Genomic DNA, 18,838 nt, shown 5'->3' with positions numbered 1-18,838 from the left:
GCGCTGCCCCGCTCTCTAGGCGGGTGACGCGTCCCACGGATTGATGACGCGAAGGCCGCACGGCGCGTAGTCGGCGACGTTTCGCGTCACAACCGTCATGCCGTGCACGATGGCCGTGGCGGCGATGAACGCATCGCGCTCGGGACGGGGATCGGGGACGTGAAGCCTGGCGCATCGCATCGCCACCGTCGAATCGAGCGACAAGGTCCGTTCGGCGAATTCGGGAAGCACACGGGTGCGCATCCAGGTGCGCAGCCGTGCTCCCCGCTCGGCGTCGCGCCGCTCCATGCGAAGAATGCCCAATTCGAGTTCAAACAGCGTGACGGCTGAAATGTAGAAGTCCGTCGCATCCTCGCCCGACAGCCAGGCGATGACGTTGGCATCGGCGCGGCCATCGCCGGCTTTGCGCAGTTCGGAGATGACGTTGGTATCGAGCAGAAACATTATTCGACGTCGGCAGCACGAGGAAGCGCCCGTGAGCGCGGAAATTCGACATCGATGTCCGCGAGTCCGGGCATCGACAGCGCATCGACGAGATTGCGCTTATTGCCCGCAAGCCGCTGATACTCCTCGATGCTCAACAGCACATGCGCCGGCCTGCCCCGGTCCGTAATAAATACGGGGCCGTCCTTCGTCGCCTTTTTTGCACGGGTGACGTCCTGATTGAGTTCCCGGCTGGATAAAGTCGTGATGGTCATGGCGGCGCACTCCCTGCATTCGATGTAGGAATGTTACTACAATCCAGCCGGGCGTTCAAACCCTCCCCGCCGCCACCTCTTCCGGCTTCAGCTCGACGATCGCGTCGAGCGCGTCCTTCACGTCCATCGCGTATTTGGCGAGGCGCTTTTCCTCGTCCGTTTCCGGCACGAAGGACGGCACGGGCGTGGGCTGCCCTTTCTCGTCGACGGCGACGAAAACCATCAGGCAATCCGTCGTCATCTGCAATTCGCCGACTTTGGGATCGCCCGCATGCACGGAAATGTGAATGTGCATGCTGGTGCGCCCGGTCGTGACCACGCGGGCGCGCAATTCGACCAGATTGCCGACGAGAATCGGCCGGCGAAAGCGGATATTGCCGACGCTCACCGTCACCGCATAGCGGCCGGACCACATCGCGGCACAGGCGTAGGCGGTTTCGTCGATCCATTTCATCAGCGCGCCGCCGTGCACCTTGCCGCCGAAATTCACCGACGTAGGCTCGGCAAGAAAGCGGAAAGTGGTTTCGGCGCGGCTTTTCGGCGCAGCGGGAACGGGGGACGAGGCTGGCGTGTTCATGGGGGCGTCATCGTTTGTGGTGTGTGACGCCGATTATAAGTAGCGAGAAAGCCTAGGGTCTGTTCACCTATAAAACGTGCATGCGTTGCCCCGTAAAGGGCCGATCGCAAGGAATGCGACGAAGCTAAGACCGGGCGCCTTCGCGAGGAGCATGACGCGGCGAGCGGCCCTTTACGGGGCAACCCCTAGCTATAAAACCCAATCAGGGGAACGCCCGAAATCGGCCACATTGCGGCGTCGCGCGTCGCTTGTTTGGAGCGGCCAAACGGCGCGCCGCGCTCCTCGCACTGCAGCCGATTTCGGGCGTTCGCATGCACGTTTTATAGGTGAACAGACCCTAGTCGTGCACGGTGATGCCCTGATCGATCGTGCCGTACATCGTGATGCTGCCGCCGCCGCCCGCCGATGACGACGGTGCGCCCGCGCATCCCGCGCAGAGCATCAGCGCGCCGAGCACGCTGGCAAGTAGGAATCTGGACATGTGATGACCTCGGCCGCATTCAAACGCAAAGAGCCATTCTAGCGCCGGCACTGCGCATCGACATTTCGGCGCACGGTGAAACATCGGTTGCGATGGCGCGCTAGCATGAAAGCATCGACAAAAAGGACATCGCCATGAACTCGCTGCTCGACGATACGGACTCGCGCGTCCGCCATTTTCCCGGCCTGTCGCGCATCGGCGCGCTGATCGCCGATCCGGGCCGCGCCGCGATGCTCTGGTCGCTAATGGACGGCACCGCGCGCCCGGCCGGCGAACTGACGATGATCGCGGGACTGTCGCCCTCGGCGGCGAGCGGGCATCTCGCGCGGCTGACCGAAGGCGGCCTGCTCGCGCTCGAAGTGAGCGGACGGCATCGCTACTACCGCATCGCGATGCCCGACATTGCCGCCGCCATCGAAGCGCTCGCGAATCTCGCACGGGCGAGCGCGCCGCAACGCACGCCGGAACGGCCGCCTTCCGCCGTGCCAGTGGAGATGCGCTTCGCGCGCACGTGCTACGACCATCTCGCGGGCGAACTTGCAGTGCAGCTTTTCGACCGGATGATCGCGCGCAACTGGCTCGCGGCGGCCGACGATCGGACGCAATCCCAGACGCAAACGCAAACCCACGGCCCCGCAGCGCTCGACACGACGCCCGAAGGCGCGCGGGCATTCGCAGAACTCGGCATCGACATGAAAGCGCAGCGCGCGCGCCGCCGCCGGTTCGCGTGTACGTGCATCGACTGGAGCGAGCGCAGGCCGCATCTCGGCGGCGCGCTCGGCGCGGCGTTTCTGGAAGCGTGCGAGTCGCACGGCTGGATCGAGCACACCGCGAAGCGCCGCGTGCTGCGCGTGACGCCCGCCGGGCACCGGCATTTCGAAGACTTTCTGTCGGCGCGCCCGGTGCGCTAGCGGCGTGGCTACACCGCCATTGGCGCGGTGAGCGGCTCGTGGTGCTTGTACCCTTCGAGCGCGAAATCCTTCGGCTCGATCTTCTCCAGCCATTCCGGCTCGTAGCGCTTCGTGACCGCGTAATCCGGCACGCGGTCCGAGATGATGAGCTGCGGCGACGGCAACGGCGCGCGCTTCAACTGCTCCTCAAGCATGCCAAGCTGGTTCTCGTAGATATGCGCATCGCCGATGAAATACGTGAACCAGCGCGGCGTGTATCCCGTCAGCCTGCCGACGAGATGCAGCAGCGCCGCGCCCTCGGTCAGGTTGAACGGCGTGCCGAGCCCGACATCGTTGCTGCGGATGTACAGACACAGCGAGATTTCACGCGTCACCGCATTCGGGATGAACTGGTACAGCAGATGGCACGCCGGCAGCGCGATCTCGTCGAGCTTCGCGGGATTCCACGCGTGAAACAGAATGCGCCGGTCGGTCGGACGCTCGATGATGGTGTCGAGACACTGGCGCAACTGATCGATCGCCTTGTAGAGCAGCACCTGCTCGCGCCCGTTTTCGACGAAGCTCGTGACGAGCTGAAAGCCGCGATTGGTCGCATCCGAAATCTGATCGTTCGCGCTGGCGTCGATCAGCTTGTACGCGGGCCACTTGCGCCACTGCACGCCGTAGACGTCGCCGAGATCGTCCGGCCCTTGCCGGTAAGGGTTCTCGAGCCATTGCGGATTCTCGTTCGCGTTGGCGTCCCACACCTTGCAGCCGAGCGCGCGAAAGTCCGCCGCGCTCTTCGACGCGCGCAGAAAGCCCACCAGCTCGCCGATCGCGGATTTGAACGCGAGTTTTTTCGTCGTCACCGCGGGAAAGCCTTGCTGCAAGTCGAAGCGCAGCATCGCGCCGGGCATGCTGATCGTGCGGATACCCGTGCGGTTTTCCTGCCAAGTGCCGGTATCGAGGATCGTCTGGACGAGCTCGAGATACTGTTTCATTCAATGTTCCCTGGGTATGCTGCGCGCCCTCACGAACGGAAGGCGTAAACGGGAGATTTTAGCAAGCAGCGGAGTTGGGCGCTGTAACGCAACGGCACGAAAAAACGGGCGCCTGCAAGCGCCCGTCTGGGTGAAGTTCGGATGATGAAGCGTCAGCCGCGCGTGGCGTGCTCCGACGGCGCATCGACCTCGATATGACGCATGCCGTGCGCCGACAGCAAGCGATACAGCGTCACGCGCGAAATGCCGAGTTCCTGCGCCGCATCGCCCAGCCGCCCGCGATGCCGCAGCAGCGCGAGTTCGATCGCCTGCCGCTCGGCGGCCTCGCGCGCCTGCGCGAGCGACACCGGTGCGACTTCCACATACTCGCCGAGCTCGAGATCGCGCGCGGTGATCTGACGCCCTTCCGACATCACGATCGCGCGCCGCACGCGGTTGATGAGCTCGCGCACGTTGCCCGGCCAGCCGTAGTTGTGGATCGCCGCGATCGCATCGGGTGAAAAACCGCGCAGACGCCGGCTCGCGTCCTTCTTGAAGCGGTCGAGCATGTGTTTCGCCAGCAGTTCGATATCCTTGCCGCGCGCGCGCAGCGGCGGCTCGTCGATCTGCAGCACGCACAGGCGGTGATACAAGTCCGCGCGGAACCGGCCTTCGATCATCGCGGTCTGCATATCGACGTGCGTCGCCGAGATGATGCGCACATCGACGGGCGTCGAGCCGTGTCCGCCGAGCCGCTCGACCTTGCGCTCCTGCAGGAAGCGCAACAGGCTTGCCTGGCTTTCCAGCGGCAAATCGCCGATTTCATCGAGGAACAACGTGCCGCCGTTGGCCGCTTCGACGCGCCCGATCTTGCGCTGATTCGCGCCGGTGAATGCGCCGCGTTCGTAGCCGAAGAGCTCCGATTGCAGCAGATGCGCTGGAATCGCGCCGCAGTTGATCGCGACAAACGGCTGATCGCGGCGCGCGGAACGTTCGTGGATGGCGACTGCGGTCAGTTCCTTGCCGGTGCCGGATTCGCCCGAAATGAACACGGGCGCGTCGGTCATCGCGACCTTGCGGATCGAGCGGAAGAGCGCGAGCATCGCGTCGCACGAACCGACCATTTCGCCCTCGGCGCGGCCTTCGCTGCGCGCGTCGTTCGACGCGGCGTCGTGCAGCGCCACCATGCCGTATGCATGACCGACGGAATCGACGATGCGGTCGTTCGACGTCGGCAACGTCACGTAATCGAAACAGTAGTCGCGAATCAGCCGCCGCACGGCGGCGTCTTCCAGCTGTCCGGCAACGGTGGTGGCGACCCAGCCCACATTGGTCATCGTCAGCGACGATTCGAACGCCGCCAGTTCATGAGATTCGAAATGGCTCGACAGATCCAGCAACCCCCCGGTCGCCAGATCGTTTCGCAATGCCTTGCGCGTGTCGCGCGCGCTCGCGACGATCTCGATGTGCCAGCCGCGCTCCTCGAATCGCGCGCATAGCGTCTCGCTTGGATCGCGAGTCACATAGATGAGTTGCCGCCGAGCGACGTCCATTATTCAGATCCTTTGTTCAACATTCGTTGAAAAGGTCACGTAGTTAGGCTCGCGCTACATCGCAGACTTCGTTGCCCTCGCACGTTTGCGGAAAACGTCTGGAGAGGGACTTGCCATTCGATACGTCGCCCCCGGGACACGGCGCGAAACGTCGCGCACCCTTCCACGAAACCCTTTATGTCTGATTCTGTGCTGTTTTTGAGAGACTACTATAACCCAGAAGCCCCGGAAACAAATATCGCGGGAACCGCCCTATTAGCCACAAAACCTTGACAGGACGGGGCTGACGTGAATTTCTCACACGGTTATTAAAAACTTTGCGCACAATTTAATAAGACAAAATCTTATACCGCTTTCGCGAGAAGTTCATGTTTTTCTGCCTTTGTGTTTCAACGGTGAAACGTTTTTGCCCGGATTGCCGCACCGATGTTCCCCCTGAAAACGAAGGGCCTTTGCCTGGCAAAGGTTCCAGCGCGGTGGCACATAATTCGCTATTTTTAGCGCATCAGAAGGTAAGAAATTCTCCGAGCAGAACGAGCGTTCTGTTTTAGCGTCGCATTCGGTTTTGCTTATTCTTTCTTACCGGCTGCGCGATCACTTTATTTCCGGATTTTTCAGTTCCGGGAATAGTTACCTCGGATTATGTAGTCAGAATGGCTCTCGACAGTTCATTAAGCCGCGGCGATGCATCCGACGCGCATCAAAAAGGCGAGACCGCCGACGAAGCCGGCTGCGCACCCGCCGCGCGTCCGGCGGGATCGGCGATCAGCGTCACGCTGTGGGACGAGGTTGCACCCACGCACGCCCACGGGCCGCCGCCGCTCGACGACGACTCGCCCGAGGCGTGACCCCGCGCGGCGGCTCCGGCGAGCGCGTCGGTTAGAATCGAGGCCCCGGCGGCGCGACCCGCGCGCCCATCTGCCCGACCTCTTTTCGATGACGACGCTGACTCTGATCGTCGCCCGCGCGCGCAATGGCGTGATCGGACGCGACAACCAACTTCCCTGGCGGCTGCCCGAAGACCTCGCGTTCTTCAAGCGCACGACGATGGGCGCGCCCATCATCATGGGCCGCAAGACGCACGAATCGATCGGCCGGCCGCTGCCGGGGCGGCGCAATATCGTCGTGTCCCGCGATGCGTCGCGGCGCTACGAGGGCTGCGATGTCGTCACGAGCCTCGACGCCGCGCTCGCGCTGGCCCCGGCCGACGAAGCGTTTCTGATCGGCGGCGCGCAGTTGTATCGCGACGGCTTCGAACGCGCGGACAAGCTGATCGTCACCGAAATCGACGCGGACTTCGACGGCGACACGCGTTTCCCCGCGCCCGATCCGGCGCACTGGCGGGAGGTGTCGCGCGAGACGCACCGCGCCGCGCCGCCGAACGCATTCGATTTCGCGTTCGTCGCTTACGAGCGCATTCGCGCCTGAAAGCAAATGGCCCCGGACGCGTCCGGGGCCATTGTGTATCACGCGGTGCGTGCTTCGGCGATTACTGCCCCGCGACGGTCATCCGCTCGATCAGAACCGAACCGATTTCCTTCGTGCCGCGCACGACCGTATCCGCGCCGATGGCCTCGATATGGCGGAACATTTCCTGCAACGTGCTCGCCACCGTGATTTCCTCCACCGCGTGCACGATCTTGCCGTTCTCGACCCAGAAACCCGACGCGCCGCGCGAATAATCGCCCGTCACGTAGTTGACGCCCTGGCCCATCAACTCCGTGAGCAGCAAGCCCGTGTCGAGTTTCTTGAGCATCGCTTCGAAATCGTCTTCCGGCTTCGTGTGCGCGCTCTTCATCGTGAGATTGTGCGAGCCGCCCGCGTTGCCGGTCGTCTTCATGCCGAGCTTGCGCGCCGAATACATCGACAGGAAATAGCCCTGCACGACGCCGTCTTCGACCACGTTGCGCCGCTGCGTGCGCACGCCTTCCTCGTCGAACGGCGCGCTGCCCATGCCGCCCTTCACGTGCGGATCTTCGACGATCTGGATATGCGGCGCGAACACCGGCTTGCCGAGGCTATCGACGAGAAACGAGGTCTTGCGATACAGCGCGCCGCCGCTCACCGCCTGCACGAACGAGCCGAGAATGCCGGCCGCGAGCGGCGCTTCGAACAGCACGCGGCACTTGCGCGTGTCGAGGCTTCTCGCACCTAGACGCGCGAGCGCGCGCTCGGCCGCGTAGCGCCCCACCGCTTCCGGCGCGGCGAGACCGGCGGCGTCGCGTTTGGACGTGTACCAGTCGTCGCGCTGCATGTCGCGGCCGGCCGCTGCGATCGGCGCGCACGAAATGTAATGGCGCGAGTACGGATAGCCCGCCATGAAGCCGCGCGAAGTCGCGAGCACGAACTGCGAATGCTGCGCGGAGACGCTCGCGCCCTCCGAGTTGCTCACGCGCTTGTCGACGGCGAACGCGGCGGCCTCGGCGCGGCGCGCGATCTCGGCGGCCTCTTCCGCGTCGATGTCCCACGGGTGATAGAGATCGAGATCCTGCGGCGCCTTCTCCAGCAGGTCTTCGTCGGCGAGACCGGCCGCGTTGTCCTCGGCCGTGAAGCGCGCGATGTTGTACGCGGCGGCGACCGTGTCGCGCAGCGCCTCGCGCGTGAAATCGGCCGTGCTCGCGTTGCCGCGCTTCTTGCCGATGAACACCATCACGCCGACCATCTTGTCGCGGTTGTGCTCGATGGTTTCGACATCGCCGCGCCGCACGCTCACCGACAGGCCATCGCCTTCGGAGATTTCGGCGGCGGCATCGGTCGCGCCGAGTTCCTTCGCGTAGCGCAGGATGTCGGAGGCGATCTCCTTCAGCTCGTCCTGCGTATGCGGGAAGTAGCGTTGCTTGACGTCCATGTCTGCTGCCATTTTGGGTTGCCTTTGGAAGTCGGGCGGCGGGCGCCCGCGCATGTCGTGGTTGCTTCGGAATTCCGGCCGATGCGCCCGCGATCGGGCACGAACCAGCGGGATGGGCCTGTCTCGCGATCATAGCAAGGACGGCGTGCATTCACCCGCCAAGCTTTGTCGCATCGCCGGGCGCGATGCATCGGTCACGATGCACCCGCAAGCTACAATGTCGGGATGAACCGTAAAACCCGCATTCAACCGATCGATTCCGGCCGCGACGACGCGCGCGAGGCCGACGAACACGGCTACGACCGTCCGAGCAAATCCCAGCTCAAGCGCGACATGCACGCGCTGCAGGAGTTGGGCGAAGCGCTCATCGCGTTGCCGAAAGACGCGCTGAAAAAGATGCCGATGCCCGAGCATCTCGGCGACGCCGTGCGCGAGGCGCGCCGCATCACCGATCACGAAGGCAAGCGTCGTCAGTTGCAATACGTCGGCAAGTTGATGCGCTCGCTCGTCGAAGAGGAAGTCGCGGCGCTGCGCACCGCGCTCGATACGCATCGCGGCGTGAACAAGAGCGAAACCGCGCGACTGCACTGGATCGAGCGCACGCGCGAACAGTTGCTCGCCGACGACGCCGCGCTCACCGAATTCATCCGCAATCATCCGGGCGTCGATCCGCAGGAAGGCCGCACGCTGATCCGCAATGCGCGCAAGGAGCGCGAGCAGCAAAAGCCGCCGCGCTACTATCGCGAGCTGTTCCAGTGGATCAAGAACGCGGCGGGTGCGGACGAAGACGATATCGAAGACGACGAGGACGAACTCGATGACGACGGGCAATGAGCTGGTGGTCGGGCTGGTGTCGATCAGCGACCGGGCGTCGTCCGGCGTGTACGAGGACAAGGGCTTGCCGTCGCTGCAAGACTGGCTCGGCGCGGCCCTCGCGACGCCGTTTCGCGCCGAAACGCGCCTGATCCACGACGACGCGGCGACCATTTCCGCGACGCTCGTCGAATTGGTCGACACGCTCCGCTGCCATCTCGTGCTGACGACCGGCGGCACCGGCCCGTCGCGCCGCGACGTGACGCCCGAGGCGACGCTCGCCGTCGCCACGAAGCCCATGCCCGGCTTCGGCGAGCAAATGCGCCAGATCAGCCTGAATTTCGTGCCAACGGCCATTCTTTCGCGCCAGGTCGCGGTGATCCGCGAAACGGACGATCACGCCGCGCTGATCATCAATCTGCCGGGGCAGCCTAAGTCGATTCGCGAAACGCTCGAAGGCCTGAAAGACGCGGACGGCGAGACGACCGTGCCGGGCATCTTTGCGGCGGTGCCGTACTGCATCGATCTGATCGGCGGGCCGTATATCGAAACGCGGCCGGACGTGGTCGCCGCGTTTCGCCCGAAAAGCGCGATCCGCCCGTCGAAAAGCTGATCAGGCAGCGGGCGCCGACGGAATCAGGAAGTGCTCGCGATAGTACTTGAGCTCGTCGATGGACTCGTGGATATCGGCGAGCGCCGTGTGCATCGCGCGCTTCTGGAAGCCTTTGTAGATGGCCGGCTGCCAGCGGCGGCACAGTTCCTTCAGCGTGCTCACATCGAGATTGCGGTAATGGAAGAAGGTTTCCAGCTCCGGCATCCAGCGCGCCATGAAGCGGCGGTCCTGGCAGATGGAGTTGCCGCACATCGGCGACTTGCCGGGCGGCACGTATTGGCCGAGGAAGTCGCGGATCTGGCGCGTGGCCTCGGCTTCGTCCACGGTCGATGCCTTGACGCGCTCCGTCAGCCCCGAGCGGCCGTGCGTGTTGCGGTTCCACTCGTCCATGCGGCCGAGCGCCTCGTCCGTCTGATGTATCGCGAGCACCGGGCCTTCCACCATCTTGTCGAGCGTGGAATTCGTCACCACCACCGCGATTTCGATGATGCGGTCGTTGTCCGGATCGAGACCGGTCATCTCCATGTCGAGCCACACGAGATTCATGTCGCTGCGCACCAAAACAGTTTCGGCGGGTTCGGGCGATGGTGAGATGTCGGTCATGTGAGAAACCTGAGAAATAGGAAAAACCGCTATCGGCGCCATTGCAGGATCTGACGACGGCGGCACAGCCAAGAACCTATAATTCTCGCATAGTCCAATCGGAATTCCCGGATGACCAACTTCACTCTCGCCTTCTCGACGATCTTCGTCGTCGCCCTGGCCGCCATGGTTTCGACCAAGCTCTGGCTCGCGTCGCGGCAGATCCGCTACGTCGCCGCGCATCGCAACGGCGTGCCCGCGCAGTTTTCCGGCACCATTCCGCTCACCGCGCATCAACGCGCCGCGGATTACACCGTCGAGCGCACGCGGCTCACGATGATCGAAGTCGTCACGAGCGCGGTCGTGCTCGTCGCGCTCACGTTGCTGGGCGGCGTCCAGGCGCTCGATCTCGCCATCACGGACTGGCTCGGCCGCGGCTATCTCGGGCAGATCGCGCTGGTGGCGTCGGTCATCGTGATCACGAGCGTCATCGATCTGCCTTTCGACTACATTCGGCACTTCGTGATCGAAGAGAAATTCGGCTTCAACCGCATGTCGAAGAAGCTCTTTTTCGTCGATCTCGTGAAGGGCGCCGTGCTCGCGATCGTGATCGGCGCGCCGCTTCTGCTGCTCACGCTCTGGCTGATGGACCGCGCCGGCACGTACTGGTGGCTCTGGACGTGGATGGTCTGGGTCGCGTTCCAGTTGCTCGCGATGGTCATCTATCCCACCTTCATCGCCCCGCTCTTCAACAAGTTCGAGCCGCTGAAAGACGAAGCGCTCGTCGCGCGCATCACGAACCTGATGTCGCGCACCGGCTTCGCGGCCAAGGGCCTGTTCGTGATGGACGGCAGCCGCCGTTCGGCGCACGGCAACGCGTATTTCACCGGCTTCGGCGCGGCCAAGCGCATCGTGTTCTTCGACACCCTGCTCGCGCGTCTGTCCGGCAGCGAAATCGAAGCGGTGCTCGCGCACGAGCTCGGCCACTTCAAGCGCCGTCACGTGCTGAAGCTGATGATCGTCATGTTCGGCATCAGTCTCGCGATGCTCGCGATGCTCGGCTGGCTCGTGCAGACAACCTGGTTCTACGAAGGGCTCGGCGTGCGGCCGTCGCTCGTGGGCAGCAACAACGGGCTTGCGCTCGTGCTCTTCATGCTCGTGCTGCCCGTGTTCATGTTCTTCATCACGCCGCTCGGCAGCCTGACTTCGCGCAAGAATGAGTTCGAAGCCGATGCCTTCGCTGCGAGCCAGACCGACCCGAAAGATCTCGTGAACGCGCTCGTGAAGCTCTACGAGGACAACGCGTCCACGCTCACGCCCGATCCGATCTACACCGCGTTTTATTACTCGCATCCGCCCGCCTCGCAGCGCATCGATCGCCTGATGCAACACGCCGCATGACGCGCGGTTTCAGGGGTTCCGACGCGGGCGCGCGTCTCGAAGGCACGGTCATCGCGGCACACGGGCGGCACTATCTCGTCACGCCGGAAGACGGCGGCGCGATGCTTCAGTGTTTCCCGCGCGGCAAGAAGAGCGAAGTCGCCGTCGGCGATCGCGTGATTTACGAGCAGTCGTCGGTGGATCAGGGTGTGATCGTCGGGATTGGCGAGCGGCGCAATCTGCTCTATCGCTCGGATCAGTTCAAGTCGAAGCTCTTCGCCGCGAATCTCGATCAGTTGCTGATCGTGCTCGCGACCGAGCCGCATTTCAGCGAAGATCTGCTCGGGCGCGCGCTGATCGCGGCGGAGGCGCACGGGCTGGAATCGCTCATCGTGCTCAACAAGATCGACGTAGAAGGCGCGTTGCCGCTCGCGCGCGAACGCCTCGCGCCTTATCGCGCGCTCGGCTACACGGTGATCGAACTCTCAGCGAAGAGAGCGCCTGGCGACGTCCATCCGCAACTCGACGCACGCCTCAAAGATCGCTCGACGATCCTGCTCGGCCAGTCCGGCATGGGCAAATCGACGCTCGTGAATCTGCTCGTCCCCGACGCGGACGCCGCGACGCGCGAGATTTCATCGGCGCTCAATAGTGGCCGTCACACGACCACGTTCACCCGCCTCTACGCGCTGCCCGGCGGCGGCGCGCTGATCGATTCGCCGGGTTTTCAGGAATTCGGCCTCCATCATCTGTCCGAAGGCCAGCTCGAACGCGCCTTTGCGGACTTTCGGCCGTATCTCGGTCATTGCCGCTTCTACAACTGTCATCATCTGCACGAGCCGGGCTGCGCCGTGCTCGAAGCCGTCGAGACCGGCAAGATCCGCCGCGAGCGTCATGCGCTCTACGCGCAACTCGTGCACGAAGCCAGCCAGATCGTTCGATGAAGCGGCTCACGCGCGCTCCCAACCTGATCACGGCGCAGCATTGGGTGAACGTCCTCACCACCGCGGGCGTGCCGTGCGAGCTGCACAATCGCTATCTGAATGGCGCGATGGGCGAGATTCCGGCGGATCAGTGCGCGCCGGAGATATGGATCGTCGACGATCGCGACGAGGCGCTGGCAATGCGCCTGATCGAGCGCGCGAGAAGCGGACCGGACGCGAACGCCCGGCCGTGGAAATGCAGGCAATGCGGAGAATGGCTGGAGCCGCAGTTCACCGTCTGCTGGCAGTGTCAGACGGCGCGCGATCCGCTCGACGACTGATCACGCGAGCCAGACCGCGATGGTCAGCATGAGCAGCAGCAACATCCAAAGAATGACGGCGCGCCACACAAGCCCGACAGCCGATTGAAGCGTGCGCGGCGTGCAGTCGTCGCCGACCGGCAGCGGGCTCGCATCGCCGACGGCAAGCGCTTCGACCGACAGTGGCTCGGCAAGCGGCCCCGCGAGACGCGCGCCGAGCGCGCCGCTGCCCGCCGCGAGCAGCACGCCTTCGTTGGCGTCAGGCCATTGGCGCGCGTGATTGCGCCACGCGTAGATCGCATCCTCGAAGTTGCCGACGATCGCGAAGCCGAGCGCGGTGAGACGCGCGGGCACCCAGTCGATGATGAAAAACGCGCGCTGCGCAAACGACGAAAACTCGGCGGTGCGCTCGGGATTCGGCTTCGACCAAGCGCGCGCCAGATATTCCGCGATGCGATACAGCACCGCGCCCGCCGGGCCGATCGGAATCAGGAACCAGAAGAACACGCCGAACACGTGCCGATGCGACGCGACCACCGCATGCACCAGCGTGTGCCGCGCGATCTCGCTGACGGGCATGTCGACCGTATCCATGCCGGTCCATTCCGTCAGCACTTCGCGCGCGCGCGGCACGTCGTCGTTGTTGAGCGCGAGATGGATGTCGGTGAAATAGTGGCTGAACTGGCGAAAGCCGAGCGTGAAGTACACGATCACCACGTTCCACAGGAACGCGAGCGCGAAGTTGATCTGGTACAGGACGTAGTAGACAAGGCCGACGGCGAGCGTCCACGGCAGCACGACGACGAGCCACGCGACGAGGCCGTGCTTTTCCTTGCCGGCGTCGAACCCGTGCGCGGCGGATTCCGCATGATAGTGAAGCAACGCCGAAACCGGATTATGCGGCGACAGCGCGCGAACTTGCTCGATGATGAGAGCCAGCAATACGGAGAAGAAAGTCATGCGAAGCGCCGAAACGGTCGGTTTATTTCGAGTTTCGCGTAACGATAGCACAGCGCCTGTGCCGTTTTGCGCACGAAGCAATTGCGCATGCGATCGCGGCCACGCGCACTTGCCGCGCCGTCACGCACGAGCTGCGAGAAAGCGATAGAAATTGCGCAACATGCCGGCCGTTGCACCCCAGATGAAATAAGGAGCCTTACGTTCACCCGGCGAATACGGCATGGCAAAAAAACGACGTTCGCCGCCTTCCCAGCGAAATACGCGCACTTCGTGATTGGCCGGATTCATCAGCCAGTCGAGCGGCACTTCGAAGATATCGGCGACCTCGCAGGTGTCGGCCTGCAGTTCGAAGGGCGGATGGACGAGCGCGACGACCGGCGTCACCTTGAAGCCGGTGCCCGTCAGATAGTCGGGCATCGCGCCGATCACTTCGCAATGCTCCGCGCCCAGACCCACTTCCTCGCGCGCCTCGCGCAAGGCGGTCGCGGCGGCATCGGCGTCTTCGGGCTCGCGTCGCCCGCCCGGAAAGCTGATCTGCCCCGCATGGTCCGACAGATGATCGGCGCGCTGCGTCAGCAGCACGGTCAGCCCGCCTTCGCGCACGACGAGCGCCACGAGCACGGACGCGACGCGCGGATCGCCGCCGATCGCCTTGATGCGCTGCTCGCGCTCTTCCTGCGTCCAGTCGAGCTCCAGCTTGAAGCGCGCACGCAGGCCGTCGGGCGTGAGGCGCTCGGGCGGAACGGGCGGGAGAGCCTCACCCGTCGAGAGGACGGGCATCTTTTCGGGTTCGAGGATGCGGGGAGTTGAAGTCTTGCCGGTGGACACGGTCGGATTGCGGGCTATGGAAGTCTCAATTTGACCACACCAAAGAAAAAAGCACCCGCATGGGTGCTTTTTCCGTCCTGCCTGTTCAGTGGACTTACTCGGCCGAAGCAGCCGACTTGTCCTTGAACACCAGCTTTTCCTTGATTCGAGCCGACTTGCCCGAACGCTCGCGCAGGTAGTAGAGCTTCGCGCGACGAACGTCACCGCGGCGCTTCACGACGATGCTTGCGAGCAGCGGCGAGTAGGTCTGGAACGTACGCTCGACGCCTTCGCCCGACGAGATCTTGCGGACGATGAAGTTCGAGTTCAGGCCACGATTACGCTTCGCGATGACGACGCCTTCGTAAGCCTGGACACGCTTACGCGTGCCTTCGACCACGTTCACATTGACGATGACGGTATCGCCCGGCGCGAAGTCGGGGATGGTCTTCTCGCCCAGAACGCGTGCGATCTCTTCCTTCTCAAGTTGCTCAATCAGATTCATTACTGACTCCTTGTGCCATCTTGCCGGAGTTGTGTGCCTTGAACTGAGTCAGGCCCCGGTAGAGGATGGGTTTGCTTCAGGCGCCGATACGGCTCGACGCCCCCATTTTCCCGCTCGTCCGCCCGAAACCTATGCAGGCTTCGACGCGTCTTTCGCGAGTTCTGCGAGCCACGCCTCGTCGGCACGGCTCAACATCTTGTTTCTTCGCGCCCGCTCGATCAGATCGGGCCGCTTGTCGAACGTATTGCGCAAGGCTTCGCGCCTGCGCCAGGCGTCGATTTCCTTGTGATGGCCGCCGAGCAGCACGTCCGGAACACGCACGCCTTCGTACTCTTCCGGCCGCGTGTAGTGCGGACAATCGAGCAGTACGTCGACGAAACTGTCCTGCACCGCCGATTGTGCGTCGTTCAGGACGCCGGGCAACTGGCGCACGACGGCGTCCATCAGCGCCATGGCGGGCAGCTCGCCGCCGGACAGCACGAAGTCGCCGAGGCTCACTTCTTCGTCTACTTCGCGGTCGATCAGGCGCTGGTCGATCGCTTCGTAACGGCCGCACAGCAGCACGAGACCGGGTTCCTGCGCAAACCGCATCACGCGGTCGTGGTCGAGCCTCGCGCCTTGGGGCGACATCATCACGACGCGCGTCGACGCGATGCCCTGCCCGCGCTGCGCAGCCTTCGCCGCGTAGATCGCGTCTTCGAGCGGGCGCGCCAGCATGACCATGCCGGGGCCGCCGCCGTACGGGCGATCGTCAACGGTGCGGTAATTGTCCGTGGTGAAATCGCGCGGATTCCACGTGCGCAGACCGAACCGCTCCTGCTTCACCGCCCGGCTGGTGATGCCCCAGTCGGTCAGCGCGCGAAACATCTCGGGGAAGAGCGTCACGACATCGAACTGCATCGTGCTCTCTCCTCGCTTCGATGCCAATTAATAGTCGGCGTCCCAGTCGACGACGATACGCTTCGCCGCCCGGTCCACCGTTTTCACATACACGCCGACGAACGGAATCAACCGCTCGCCGGTGACGGGCTTGCCATCCTTGTCGGTTGCCGGATACTCGATCCGCAGGATGGAATGCGCGCCGTTGTCGATCAGGTCGGCGACGCGGCCCAGAGCCACGCCCGCCTCGCTTTCGACATCCAGGCCGATCAGATCGACCCAGTAGAATTCGTCTTCGCTGTCGAGCTTCGGGAAATCGCTGCGCGCGATATGCACCGCGTAGCCTTTCAACGCCTCGGCCGCGTTGCGATCGTTGCAGCCGCCCAAGCGCGCCACGATGGTGTCCGCATGCGCTTTCGACTGCATGCAGCGCGCGGACTTGCGTTCGCGGCCCTTGGTCAACCACCAGCGTCTGGCCGTCAGCAGTGCGTCGCCGCCCCGCTTGCCGTTCGCGTGCGGCATGATCTTGACCCAGCCTTTGAGACCGTATCCATCGGCGATATAGCCGACTTCGACCGCGTCCTCGGGCAACGCATCGACCGCCTCGATGGCGTCTTCGTTCGTCGCGCTCGAAACGTCGACCGCCACGCGACGCGTGCCCGGCTTGCGGACAAACGCGCCAAACGTGGCGGCACCTTCGTCTTGCCCCGGCTTCGGTCGGCTGATGGCGCCGTCGCGGCCGTTTTGTGGATCACGCGAAGACATCAGCGAACCTTTGGGCAGGTTTCGAGCGTTTGTTGCAGCGTCGACTCAGCGCGCTCAAGCAGCCGGCTGGGCTTGCTGAGCTTGCTTGACCAGACGCTCGACCGTCGGCGACAGTTGCGCGCCGACGCCTTGCCAGTACGTCAGGCGATCTTGCGCGATACGCAGCGATTCGCCCTTGGTCGCGACCGGGTTGTAGAAACCCACGCGCTCGATGAAGCGGCCGTCACGGCGGCTACGCGAATCGGTTGCGACGATGTTGTAGAACGGGCGCTTCTTCGAGCCGCCACGAGCCAAGCGGATGATGACCATGCTGAAATCCTTGAAAACCGGGGTTCGGAACAACGAGAACAGGCGATTATAGCTGGAATCAGACGCCCGAACAAACACTTAACGCATTTTTTGGATGAAAGGCGTTTTTCGTGACGCAGGCGCGCCTATTCGCGCATACCGGGTATTGTCCCGCCGCGGCAACGTGACCTTGGTGGAGCACCGGGTCGTCGGCGTAAAATGAGATACCGGCGTCCGGCTCACGGCCGCTTCCCTCCACCACCGCTTTCGCTGATGACTTCCTCGTCCGTCGCCACGCAACCCGGCTCGAAGCCGGCCGGCAAGCAGGCCCCGTCCTATTTCCGCTCGAAGACGCTCACTGCGGCGCTTGCGTTTCTGTTCGGCTCCATCGGCCTGCATCGCTTCTATCTGTATGGATTGCGCGACAAGTACGGCTGGGCGCATATCGTCGGCATCATTCTGGGCGCGTTCGGCTATCTGCTGCTCAAGGAGTCGGAGCGCACGTCGATGCTCGGTTGGGTGCTGGCCTTTCCGGGCGCGATCTCCCTGCTCGCCGCCTTTCTCTCGGCGATCGTCTACGGTTTGCGCCCCGACGCCAAATGGGACGCGCAGTTCAATGCGCATACCGGCCGCAACAGCCGCTCCGGCTGGACGGTCATCTTCGTCGTGATTTTCTCGCTGCTGATCGGCGCGTTCTTGCTGATGACCGGCCTCGCGCTCACGTTCCAGACGTATTTCGAGAGTCAGATCGAAGCGGCGAAGACACTGTCGCAGTGAGGTTCAGAACAGGTCGAGTTGCGGATTCGCAGGCGGCGGCGCGGCGCGCGTGTCTGGCTGCCTGAACTCCGACATGTCCAGAATGCCGCGCTGCCGCGCGTTGAGGCCGAGGCGCTTCGTCGCTTTCTGAAAGCGCTGTTTCAGCATATCGGCCCAAAGGCCTTCGCCTTTCATGCGCGTGGAGAAGTTGGAGTCGTAGTCCTTGCCGCCGCGCATGTCGCGTACGCGGCTCATCACGCGATCCGCGCGATCCGGGAAATGCGCCGCGAGCCAGTCCTTGAAGAGCGGCGCAACTTCCCACGGCAGGCGCAGCACGATGTAGCTCGCGCTTGTCGCGCCTGCTTCCGCGCATGCCTCCAGCACGCGTTCCATATCCGGCTCCGTCACGAACGGGATGACCGGCGCGATGCTCACGCCCACCGGAATGCCCGCCTCGGCGAGCGTGCGGATCGTACGCAGGCGCCGCGACGGCGTGGCCGCGCGCGGTTCGAGCGTGCGCGCGATCTCGGCGTCGAGCGTCGTGACGGTGATGGCCGCCATCACCTGCCCCCGCTCGGCCATCGGCGCGAGCAAATCGATATCGCGCTCGATCAGCGATGACTTCGTGATTGCCGCGAACGGATGCCCGCAGTCGTGCAGCGTCTGGATCACGCGCCTCGTAATCTGCAGTTCGCGCTCGACGGGCTGATACGCATCCGTATTCACGCCGAGCGCGATGGGCTCAGGTTCGTAATTCGGTTTCGCCAGCTCGCGTTCGAGCAATTCGGGCGCGTTGATCTTCGCGTAGATGCGGCTTTCGAAATCGAGCCCTGGCGACAGACCGAGATAGCTGTGCGTCGGGCGCGCGAAACAATAAATGCAGCCGTGCTCGCAGCCGCGATACGGATTGAGTGAAACGGAAAACGGAATGTCCGGCGAGCTATTGCGCGTGAGGATGCTCTTTGCGCGCTCCTCGAACACTTGCGTGCGCAGCGGCGGCGCGCCTTCCTCGTCGGAATCGCCGGCATGCAGCCAGCCGTCGTCGACCCGTTCGCGCTCGTCTTTCTCGTAGCGGCCCTGAATGTTCGTGACCGCGCCTCGCCCCTTCAGCGGAGCGGGCGGCGCGACGGGAAATTCACGATCAGGCGATGGCATTGCGACGAAATCCTACGTTCGATACTGTACAAATATACAGTATCGACGCGTCGTCGCAAGCGAAA

General features: G+C 63.7%; 24 protein-coding genes. 9 read left to right on the top strand and 15 right to left on the bottom strand.

Translation table 11 applies throughout. From position 1 onward, the window contains the following. Positions 1–15: 15 nt before the first annotated feature. The 4 genes from LY284_RS01175 to LY284_RS01160 all read right to left on the bottom strand — a co-directional run bounded on the left by LY284_RS01175 (position 16) and on the right by LY284_RS01160 (position 1,756). Positions 16–444, bottom strand: a complete 429-nt coding sequence (locus LY284_RS01175) for a type II toxin-antitoxin system VapC family toxin (RefSeq protein WP_014191999.1) — start codon at positions 442–444, stop codon at positions 16–18. After that, positions 444–698, bottom strand: coding sequence for a type II toxin-antitoxin system Phd/YefM family antitoxin (locus tag LY284_RS01170; RefSeq protein ID WP_045450894.1), 255 nt, complete (start codon positions 696–698; stop codon positions 444–446). The genes LY284_RS01175 and LY284_RS01170 overlap by 1 nt, the downstream gene beginning before the upstream one ends. 55 nt (positions 699–753) lie before the next feature. Then, positions 754–1,275, bottom strand: coding sequence for an acyl-CoA thioesterase (locus LY284_RS01165; RefSeq protein WP_014192001.1), 522 nt, complete (start codon positions 1,273–1,275; stop codon positions 754–756). Between the two features lie 337 nt (positions 1,276–1,612). Then, positions 1,613–1,756, bottom strand: coding sequence for a hypothetical protein (locus LY284_RS01160; RefSeq protein ID WP_167350987.1), 144 nt, complete (start codon positions 1,754–1,756; stop codon positions 1,613–1,615). Between the two features lie 134 nt (positions 1,757–1,890). Between LY284_RS01160 and LY284_RS01155 the strand changes: the two genes are divergently transcribed. Beyond that, positions 1,891–2,667, top strand: a complete 777-nt coding sequence (locus tag LY284_RS01155) for a helix-turn-helix transcriptional regulator (RefSeq protein ID WP_014192002.1) — start codon at positions 1,891–1,893, stop codon at positions 2,665–2,667. A gap of 8 nt (positions 2,668–2,675) precedes the next feature. Here LY284_RS01155 and LY284_RS01150 read toward each other — a convergent pair whose 3' ends face one another. Together LY284_RS01150 and LY284_RS01145 are read right to left on the bottom strand one after the other, a co-directional pair. Further along, positions 2,676–3,647 (bottom strand): thymidylate synthase, encoded by a 972-nt coding sequence (locus tag LY284_RS01150; RefSeq protein ID WP_014192003.1) that lies wholly within the window; start codon positions 3,645–3,647, stop codon positions 2,676–2,678. A 152-nt stretch (positions 3,648–3,799) separates the two neighbouring features. After that, positions 3,800–5,179: a sigma-54 dependent transcriptional regulator gene (locus LY284_RS01145; protein ID WP_014192004.1), complete on the bottom strand. Its 1,380-nt coding sequence runs from the start codon at positions 5,177–5,179 to the stop codon at positions 3,800–3,802. Positions 5,180–5,832: 653 nt separating this feature from the next. Between LY284_RS01145 and LY284_RS01140 the strand changes: the two genes are divergently transcribed. Together LY284_RS01140 and LY284_RS01135 are read left to right on the top strand one after the other, a co-directional pair. Further along, positions 5,833–6,027 (top strand): hypothetical protein, encoded by a 195-nt coding sequence (locus LY284_RS01140; RefSeq protein WP_041730562.1) that lies wholly within the window; start codon positions 5,833–5,835, stop codon positions 6,025–6,027. Positions 6,028–6,115: 88 nt separating this feature from the next. After that, positions 6,116–6,607, top strand: a complete 492-nt coding sequence (locus LY284_RS01135; protein WP_014192005.1) for a dihydrofolate reductase — start codon at positions 6,116–6,118, stop codon at positions 6,605–6,607. A gap of 61 nt (positions 6,608–6,668) precedes the next feature. Here the strand turns inward: LY284_RS01135 and pmbA are convergent, their stop codons facing one another. Next, on the bottom strand, positions 6,669–8,039 hold the full coding sequence (gene pmbA, locus LY284_RS01130; RefSeq protein WP_014192006.1) for a metalloprotease PmbA: 1,371 nt from the start codon (positions 8,037–8,039) through the stop codon (positions 6,669–6,671). A gap of 213 nt (positions 8,040–8,252) precedes the next feature. On the opposite strand from pmbA, the gene yjgA reads away from it, so the two are divergent. Continuing rightward, positions 8,253–8,861 carry a ribosome biogenesis factor YjgA gene (gene yjgA / locus LY284_RS01125; protein ID WP_014192007.1) on the top strand — a complete coding sequence of 203 codons (609 nt, stop codon included), beginning with the start codon at positions 8,253–8,255 and terminating at the stop codon, positions 8,859–8,861. Beyond that, positions 8,845–9,453: a molybdopterin adenylyltransferase gene (mog, locus tag LY284_RS01120; RefSeq protein ID WP_014192008.1), complete on the top strand. Its 609-nt coding sequence runs from the start codon at positions 8,845–8,847 to the stop codon at positions 9,451–9,453. The genes yjgA and mog overlap by 17 nt, the downstream gene beginning before the upstream one ends. Here mog and orn read toward each other — a convergent pair whose 3' ends face one another. Beyond that, a complete protein-coding gene (gene orn / locus LY284_RS01115; protein ID WP_014192009.1) occupies positions 9,454–10,056 on the bottom strand; it encodes an oligoribonuclease in 603 nt (200 codons plus the stop codon). It abuts the gene before it with no gap. 111 nt (positions 10,057–10,167) lie between these two features. Between orn and LY284_RS01110 the strand changes: the two genes are divergently transcribed. Genes LY284_RS01110 through LY284_RS01100 form a run of 3 tightly spaced genes read left to right on the top strand, consistent with a single transcriptional unit; the run spans position 10,168 to position 12,679 of the window. Continuing rightward, the gene (locus tag LY284_RS01110; protein WP_014192010.1) at positions 10,168–11,436 is read left to right on the top strand and encodes a M48 family metallopeptidase; all 1,269 of its coding nucleotides are present in this window, start codon (positions 10,168–10,170) and stop codon (positions 11,434–11,436) included. Then, positions 11,433–12,359: a ribosome small subunit-dependent GTPase A gene (gene rsgA / locus LY284_RS01105; protein ID WP_233384176.1), complete on the top strand. Its 927-nt coding sequence runs from the start codon at positions 11,433–11,435 to the stop codon at positions 12,357–12,359. Before LY284_RS01110 ends, rsgA begins: the two co-directional genes overlap by 4 nt. Beyond that, positions 12,356–12,679: a DUF2007 domain-containing protein gene (locus LY284_RS01100; RefSeq protein ID WP_014192012.1), complete on the top strand. Its 324-nt coding sequence runs from the start codon at positions 12,356–12,358 to the stop codon at positions 12,677–12,679. The genes rsgA and LY284_RS01100 overlap by 4 nt, the downstream gene beginning before the upstream one ends. Here the strand turns inward: LY284_RS01100 and LY284_RS01095 are convergent, their stop codons facing one another. The 6 genes from LY284_RS01095 to rpsP form a co-directional block, all read right to left on the bottom strand. Beyond that, on the bottom strand, positions 12,680–13,618 hold the full coding sequence (locus tag LY284_RS01095) for a CobD/CbiB family protein (protein WP_014192013.1): 939 nt from the start codon (positions 13,616–13,618) through the stop codon (positions 12,680–12,682). 120 nt (positions 13,619–13,738) lie between these two features. Beyond that, a complete protein-coding gene (locus tag LY284_RS01090; protein ID WP_233387123.1) occupies positions 13,739–14,398 on the bottom strand; it encodes a CoA pyrophosphatase in 660 nt (219 codons plus the stop codon). Positions 14,399–14,540: 142 nt separating this feature from the next. Then, a complete protein-coding gene (gene rplS, locus LY284_RS01085; RefSeq protein ID WP_014192015.1) occupies positions 14,541–14,930 on the bottom strand; it encodes a 50S ribosomal protein L19 in 390 nt (129 codons plus the stop codon). Between the two features lie 129 nt (positions 14,931–15,059). After that, positions 15,060–15,830: a tRNA (guanosine(37)-N1)-methyltransferase TrmD gene (gene trmD, locus LY284_RS01080; protein WP_014192016.1), complete on the bottom strand. Its 771-nt coding sequence runs from the start codon at positions 15,828–15,830 to the stop codon at positions 15,060–15,062. Positions 15,831–15,857: 27 nt separating this feature from the next. Next, on the bottom strand, positions 15,858–16,574 hold the full coding sequence (gene rimM, locus LY284_RS01075; protein WP_014192017.1) for a ribosome maturation factor RimM: 717 nt from the start codon (positions 16,572–16,574) through the stop codon (positions 15,858–15,860). Between the two features lie 54 nt (positions 16,575–16,628). Then, positions 16,629–16,883 (bottom strand): 30S ribosomal protein S16, encoded by a 255-nt coding sequence (rpsP, locus tag LY284_RS01070; RefSeq protein ID WP_008342343.1) that lies wholly within the window; start codon positions 16,881–16,883, stop codon positions 16,629–16,631. 252 nt (positions 16,884–17,135) lie between these two features. On the opposite strand from rpsP, the gene LY284_RS01065 reads away from it, so the two are divergent. After that, positions 17,136–17,639 carry a TM2 domain-containing protein gene (locus tag LY284_RS01065; RefSeq protein WP_014192018.1) on the top strand — a complete coding sequence of 168 codons (504 nt, stop codon included), beginning with the start codon at positions 17,136–17,138 and terminating at the stop codon, positions 17,637–17,639. 3 nt (positions 17,640–17,642) lie between these two features. On the opposite strand, the gene LY284_RS01060 is transcribed toward LY284_RS01065, so the two are convergent. Beyond that, the gene (locus LY284_RS01060; RefSeq protein WP_014192019.1) at positions 17,643–18,773 is read right to left on the bottom strand and encodes a PA0069 family radical SAM protein; all 1,131 of its coding nucleotides are present in this window, start codon (positions 18,771–18,773) and stop codon (positions 17,643–17,645) included. Between the last annotated feature and the right edge of the window lie 65 nt (positions 18,774–18,838).

Origin of the sequence: Caballeronia sp. PC1, assembly GCF_021353155.1 — a bacterium.
In the GTDB taxonomy this organism is placed as follows: domain Bacteria; phylum Pseudomonadota; class Gammaproteobacteria; order Burkholderiales; family Burkholderiaceae; genus Caballeronia; species Caballeronia cordobensis.
Note: the sequence above shows the minus strand (reverse complement) of the source record. Positions and strands in the feature narration are given on the sequence as shown.

Coding starts and splice junctions, on each gene's coding strand:
- LY284_RS01175 (WP_014191999.1), bottom strand. CDS start 444: ATGTTTCTGCTCGATACCAACGTCATCTCCGAACTGCGCAAAGCCGGC.
- LY284_RS01170 (WP_045450894.1), bottom strand. CDS start 698: ATGACCATCACGACTTTATCCAGCCGGGAACTCAATCAGGACGTCACC.
- LY284_RS01165 (WP_014192001.1), bottom strand. CDS start 1,275: ATGAACACGCCAGCCTCGTCCCCCGTTCCCGCTGCGCCGAAAAGCCGC.
- LY284_RS01160 (WP_167350987.1), bottom strand. CDS start 1,756: ATGTCCAGATTCCTACTTGCCAGCGTGCTCGGCGCGCTGATGCTCTGC.
- LY284_RS01155 (WP_014192002.1), top strand. CDS start 1,891: ATGAACTCGCTGCTCGACGATACGGACTCGCGCGTCCGCCATTTTCCC.
- LY284_RS01150 (WP_014192003.1), bottom strand. CDS start 3,647: ATGAAACAGTATCTCGAGCTCGTCCAGACGATCCTCGATACCGGCACT.
- LY284_RS01145 (WP_014192004.1), bottom strand. CDS start 5,179: ATGGACGTCGCTCGGCGGCAACTCATCTATGTGACTCGCGATCCAAGC.
- LY284_RS01140 (WP_041730562.1), top strand. CDS start 5,833: ATGGCTCTCGACAGTTCATTAAGCCGCGGCGATGCATCCGACGCGCAT.
- LY284_RS01135 (WP_014192005.1), top strand. CDS start 6,116: ATGACGACGCTGACTCTGATCGTCGCCCGCGCGCGCAATGGCGTGATC.
- pmbA (WP_014192006.1), bottom strand. CDS start 8,039: ATGGCAGCAGACATGGACGTCAAGCAACGCTACTTCCCGCATACGCAG.
- yjgA (WP_014192007.1), top strand. CDS start 8,253: ATGAACCGTAAAACCCGCATTCAACCGATCGATTCCGGCCGCGACGAC.
- mog (WP_014192008.1), top strand. CDS start 8,845: ATGACGACGGGCAATGAGCTGGTGGTCGGGCTGGTGTCGATCAGCGAC.
- orn (WP_014192009.1), bottom strand. CDS start 10,056: ATGACCGACATCTCACCATCGCCCGAACCCGCCGAAACTGTTTTGGTG.
- LY284_RS01110 (WP_014192010.1), top strand. CDS start 10,168: ATGACCAACTTCACTCTCGCCTTCTCGACGATCTTCGTCGTCGCCCTG.
- rsgA (WP_233384176.1), top strand. CDS start 11,433: ATGACGCGCGGTTTCAGGGGTTCCGACGCGGGCGCGCGTCTCGAAGGC.
- LY284_RS01100 (WP_014192012.1), top strand. CDS start 12,356: ATGAAGCGGCTCACGCGCGCTCCCAACCTGATCACGGCGCAGCATTGG.
- LY284_RS01095 (WP_014192013.1), bottom strand. CDS start 13,618: ATGACTTTCTTCTCCGTATTGCTGGCTCTCATCATCGAGCAAGTTCGC.
- LY284_RS01090 (WP_233387123.1), bottom strand. CDS start 14,398: ATGCCCGTCCTCTCGACGGGTGAGGCTCTCCCGCCCGTTCCGCCCGAG.
- rplS (WP_014192015.1), bottom strand. CDS start 14,930: ATGAATCTGATTGAGCAACTTGAGAAGGAAGAGATCGCACGCGTTCTG.
- trmD (WP_014192016.1), bottom strand. CDS start 15,830: ATGCAGTTCGATGTCGTGACGCTCTTCCCCGAGATGTTTCGCGCGCTG.
- rimM (WP_014192017.1), bottom strand. CDS start 16,574: ATGTCTTCGCGTGATCCACAAAACGGCCGCGACGGCGCCATCAGCCGA.
- rpsP (WP_008342343.1), bottom strand. CDS start 16,883: ATGGTCATCATCCGCTTGGCTCGTGGCGGCTCGAAGAAGCGCCCGTTC.
- LY284_RS01065 (WP_014192018.1), top strand. CDS start 17,136: ATGACTTCCTCGTCCGTCGCCACGCAACCCGGCTCGAAGCCGGCCGGC.
- LY284_RS01060 (WP_014192019.1), bottom strand. CDS start 18,773: ATGCCATCGCCTGATCGTGAATTTCCCGTCGCGCCGCCCGCTCCGCTG.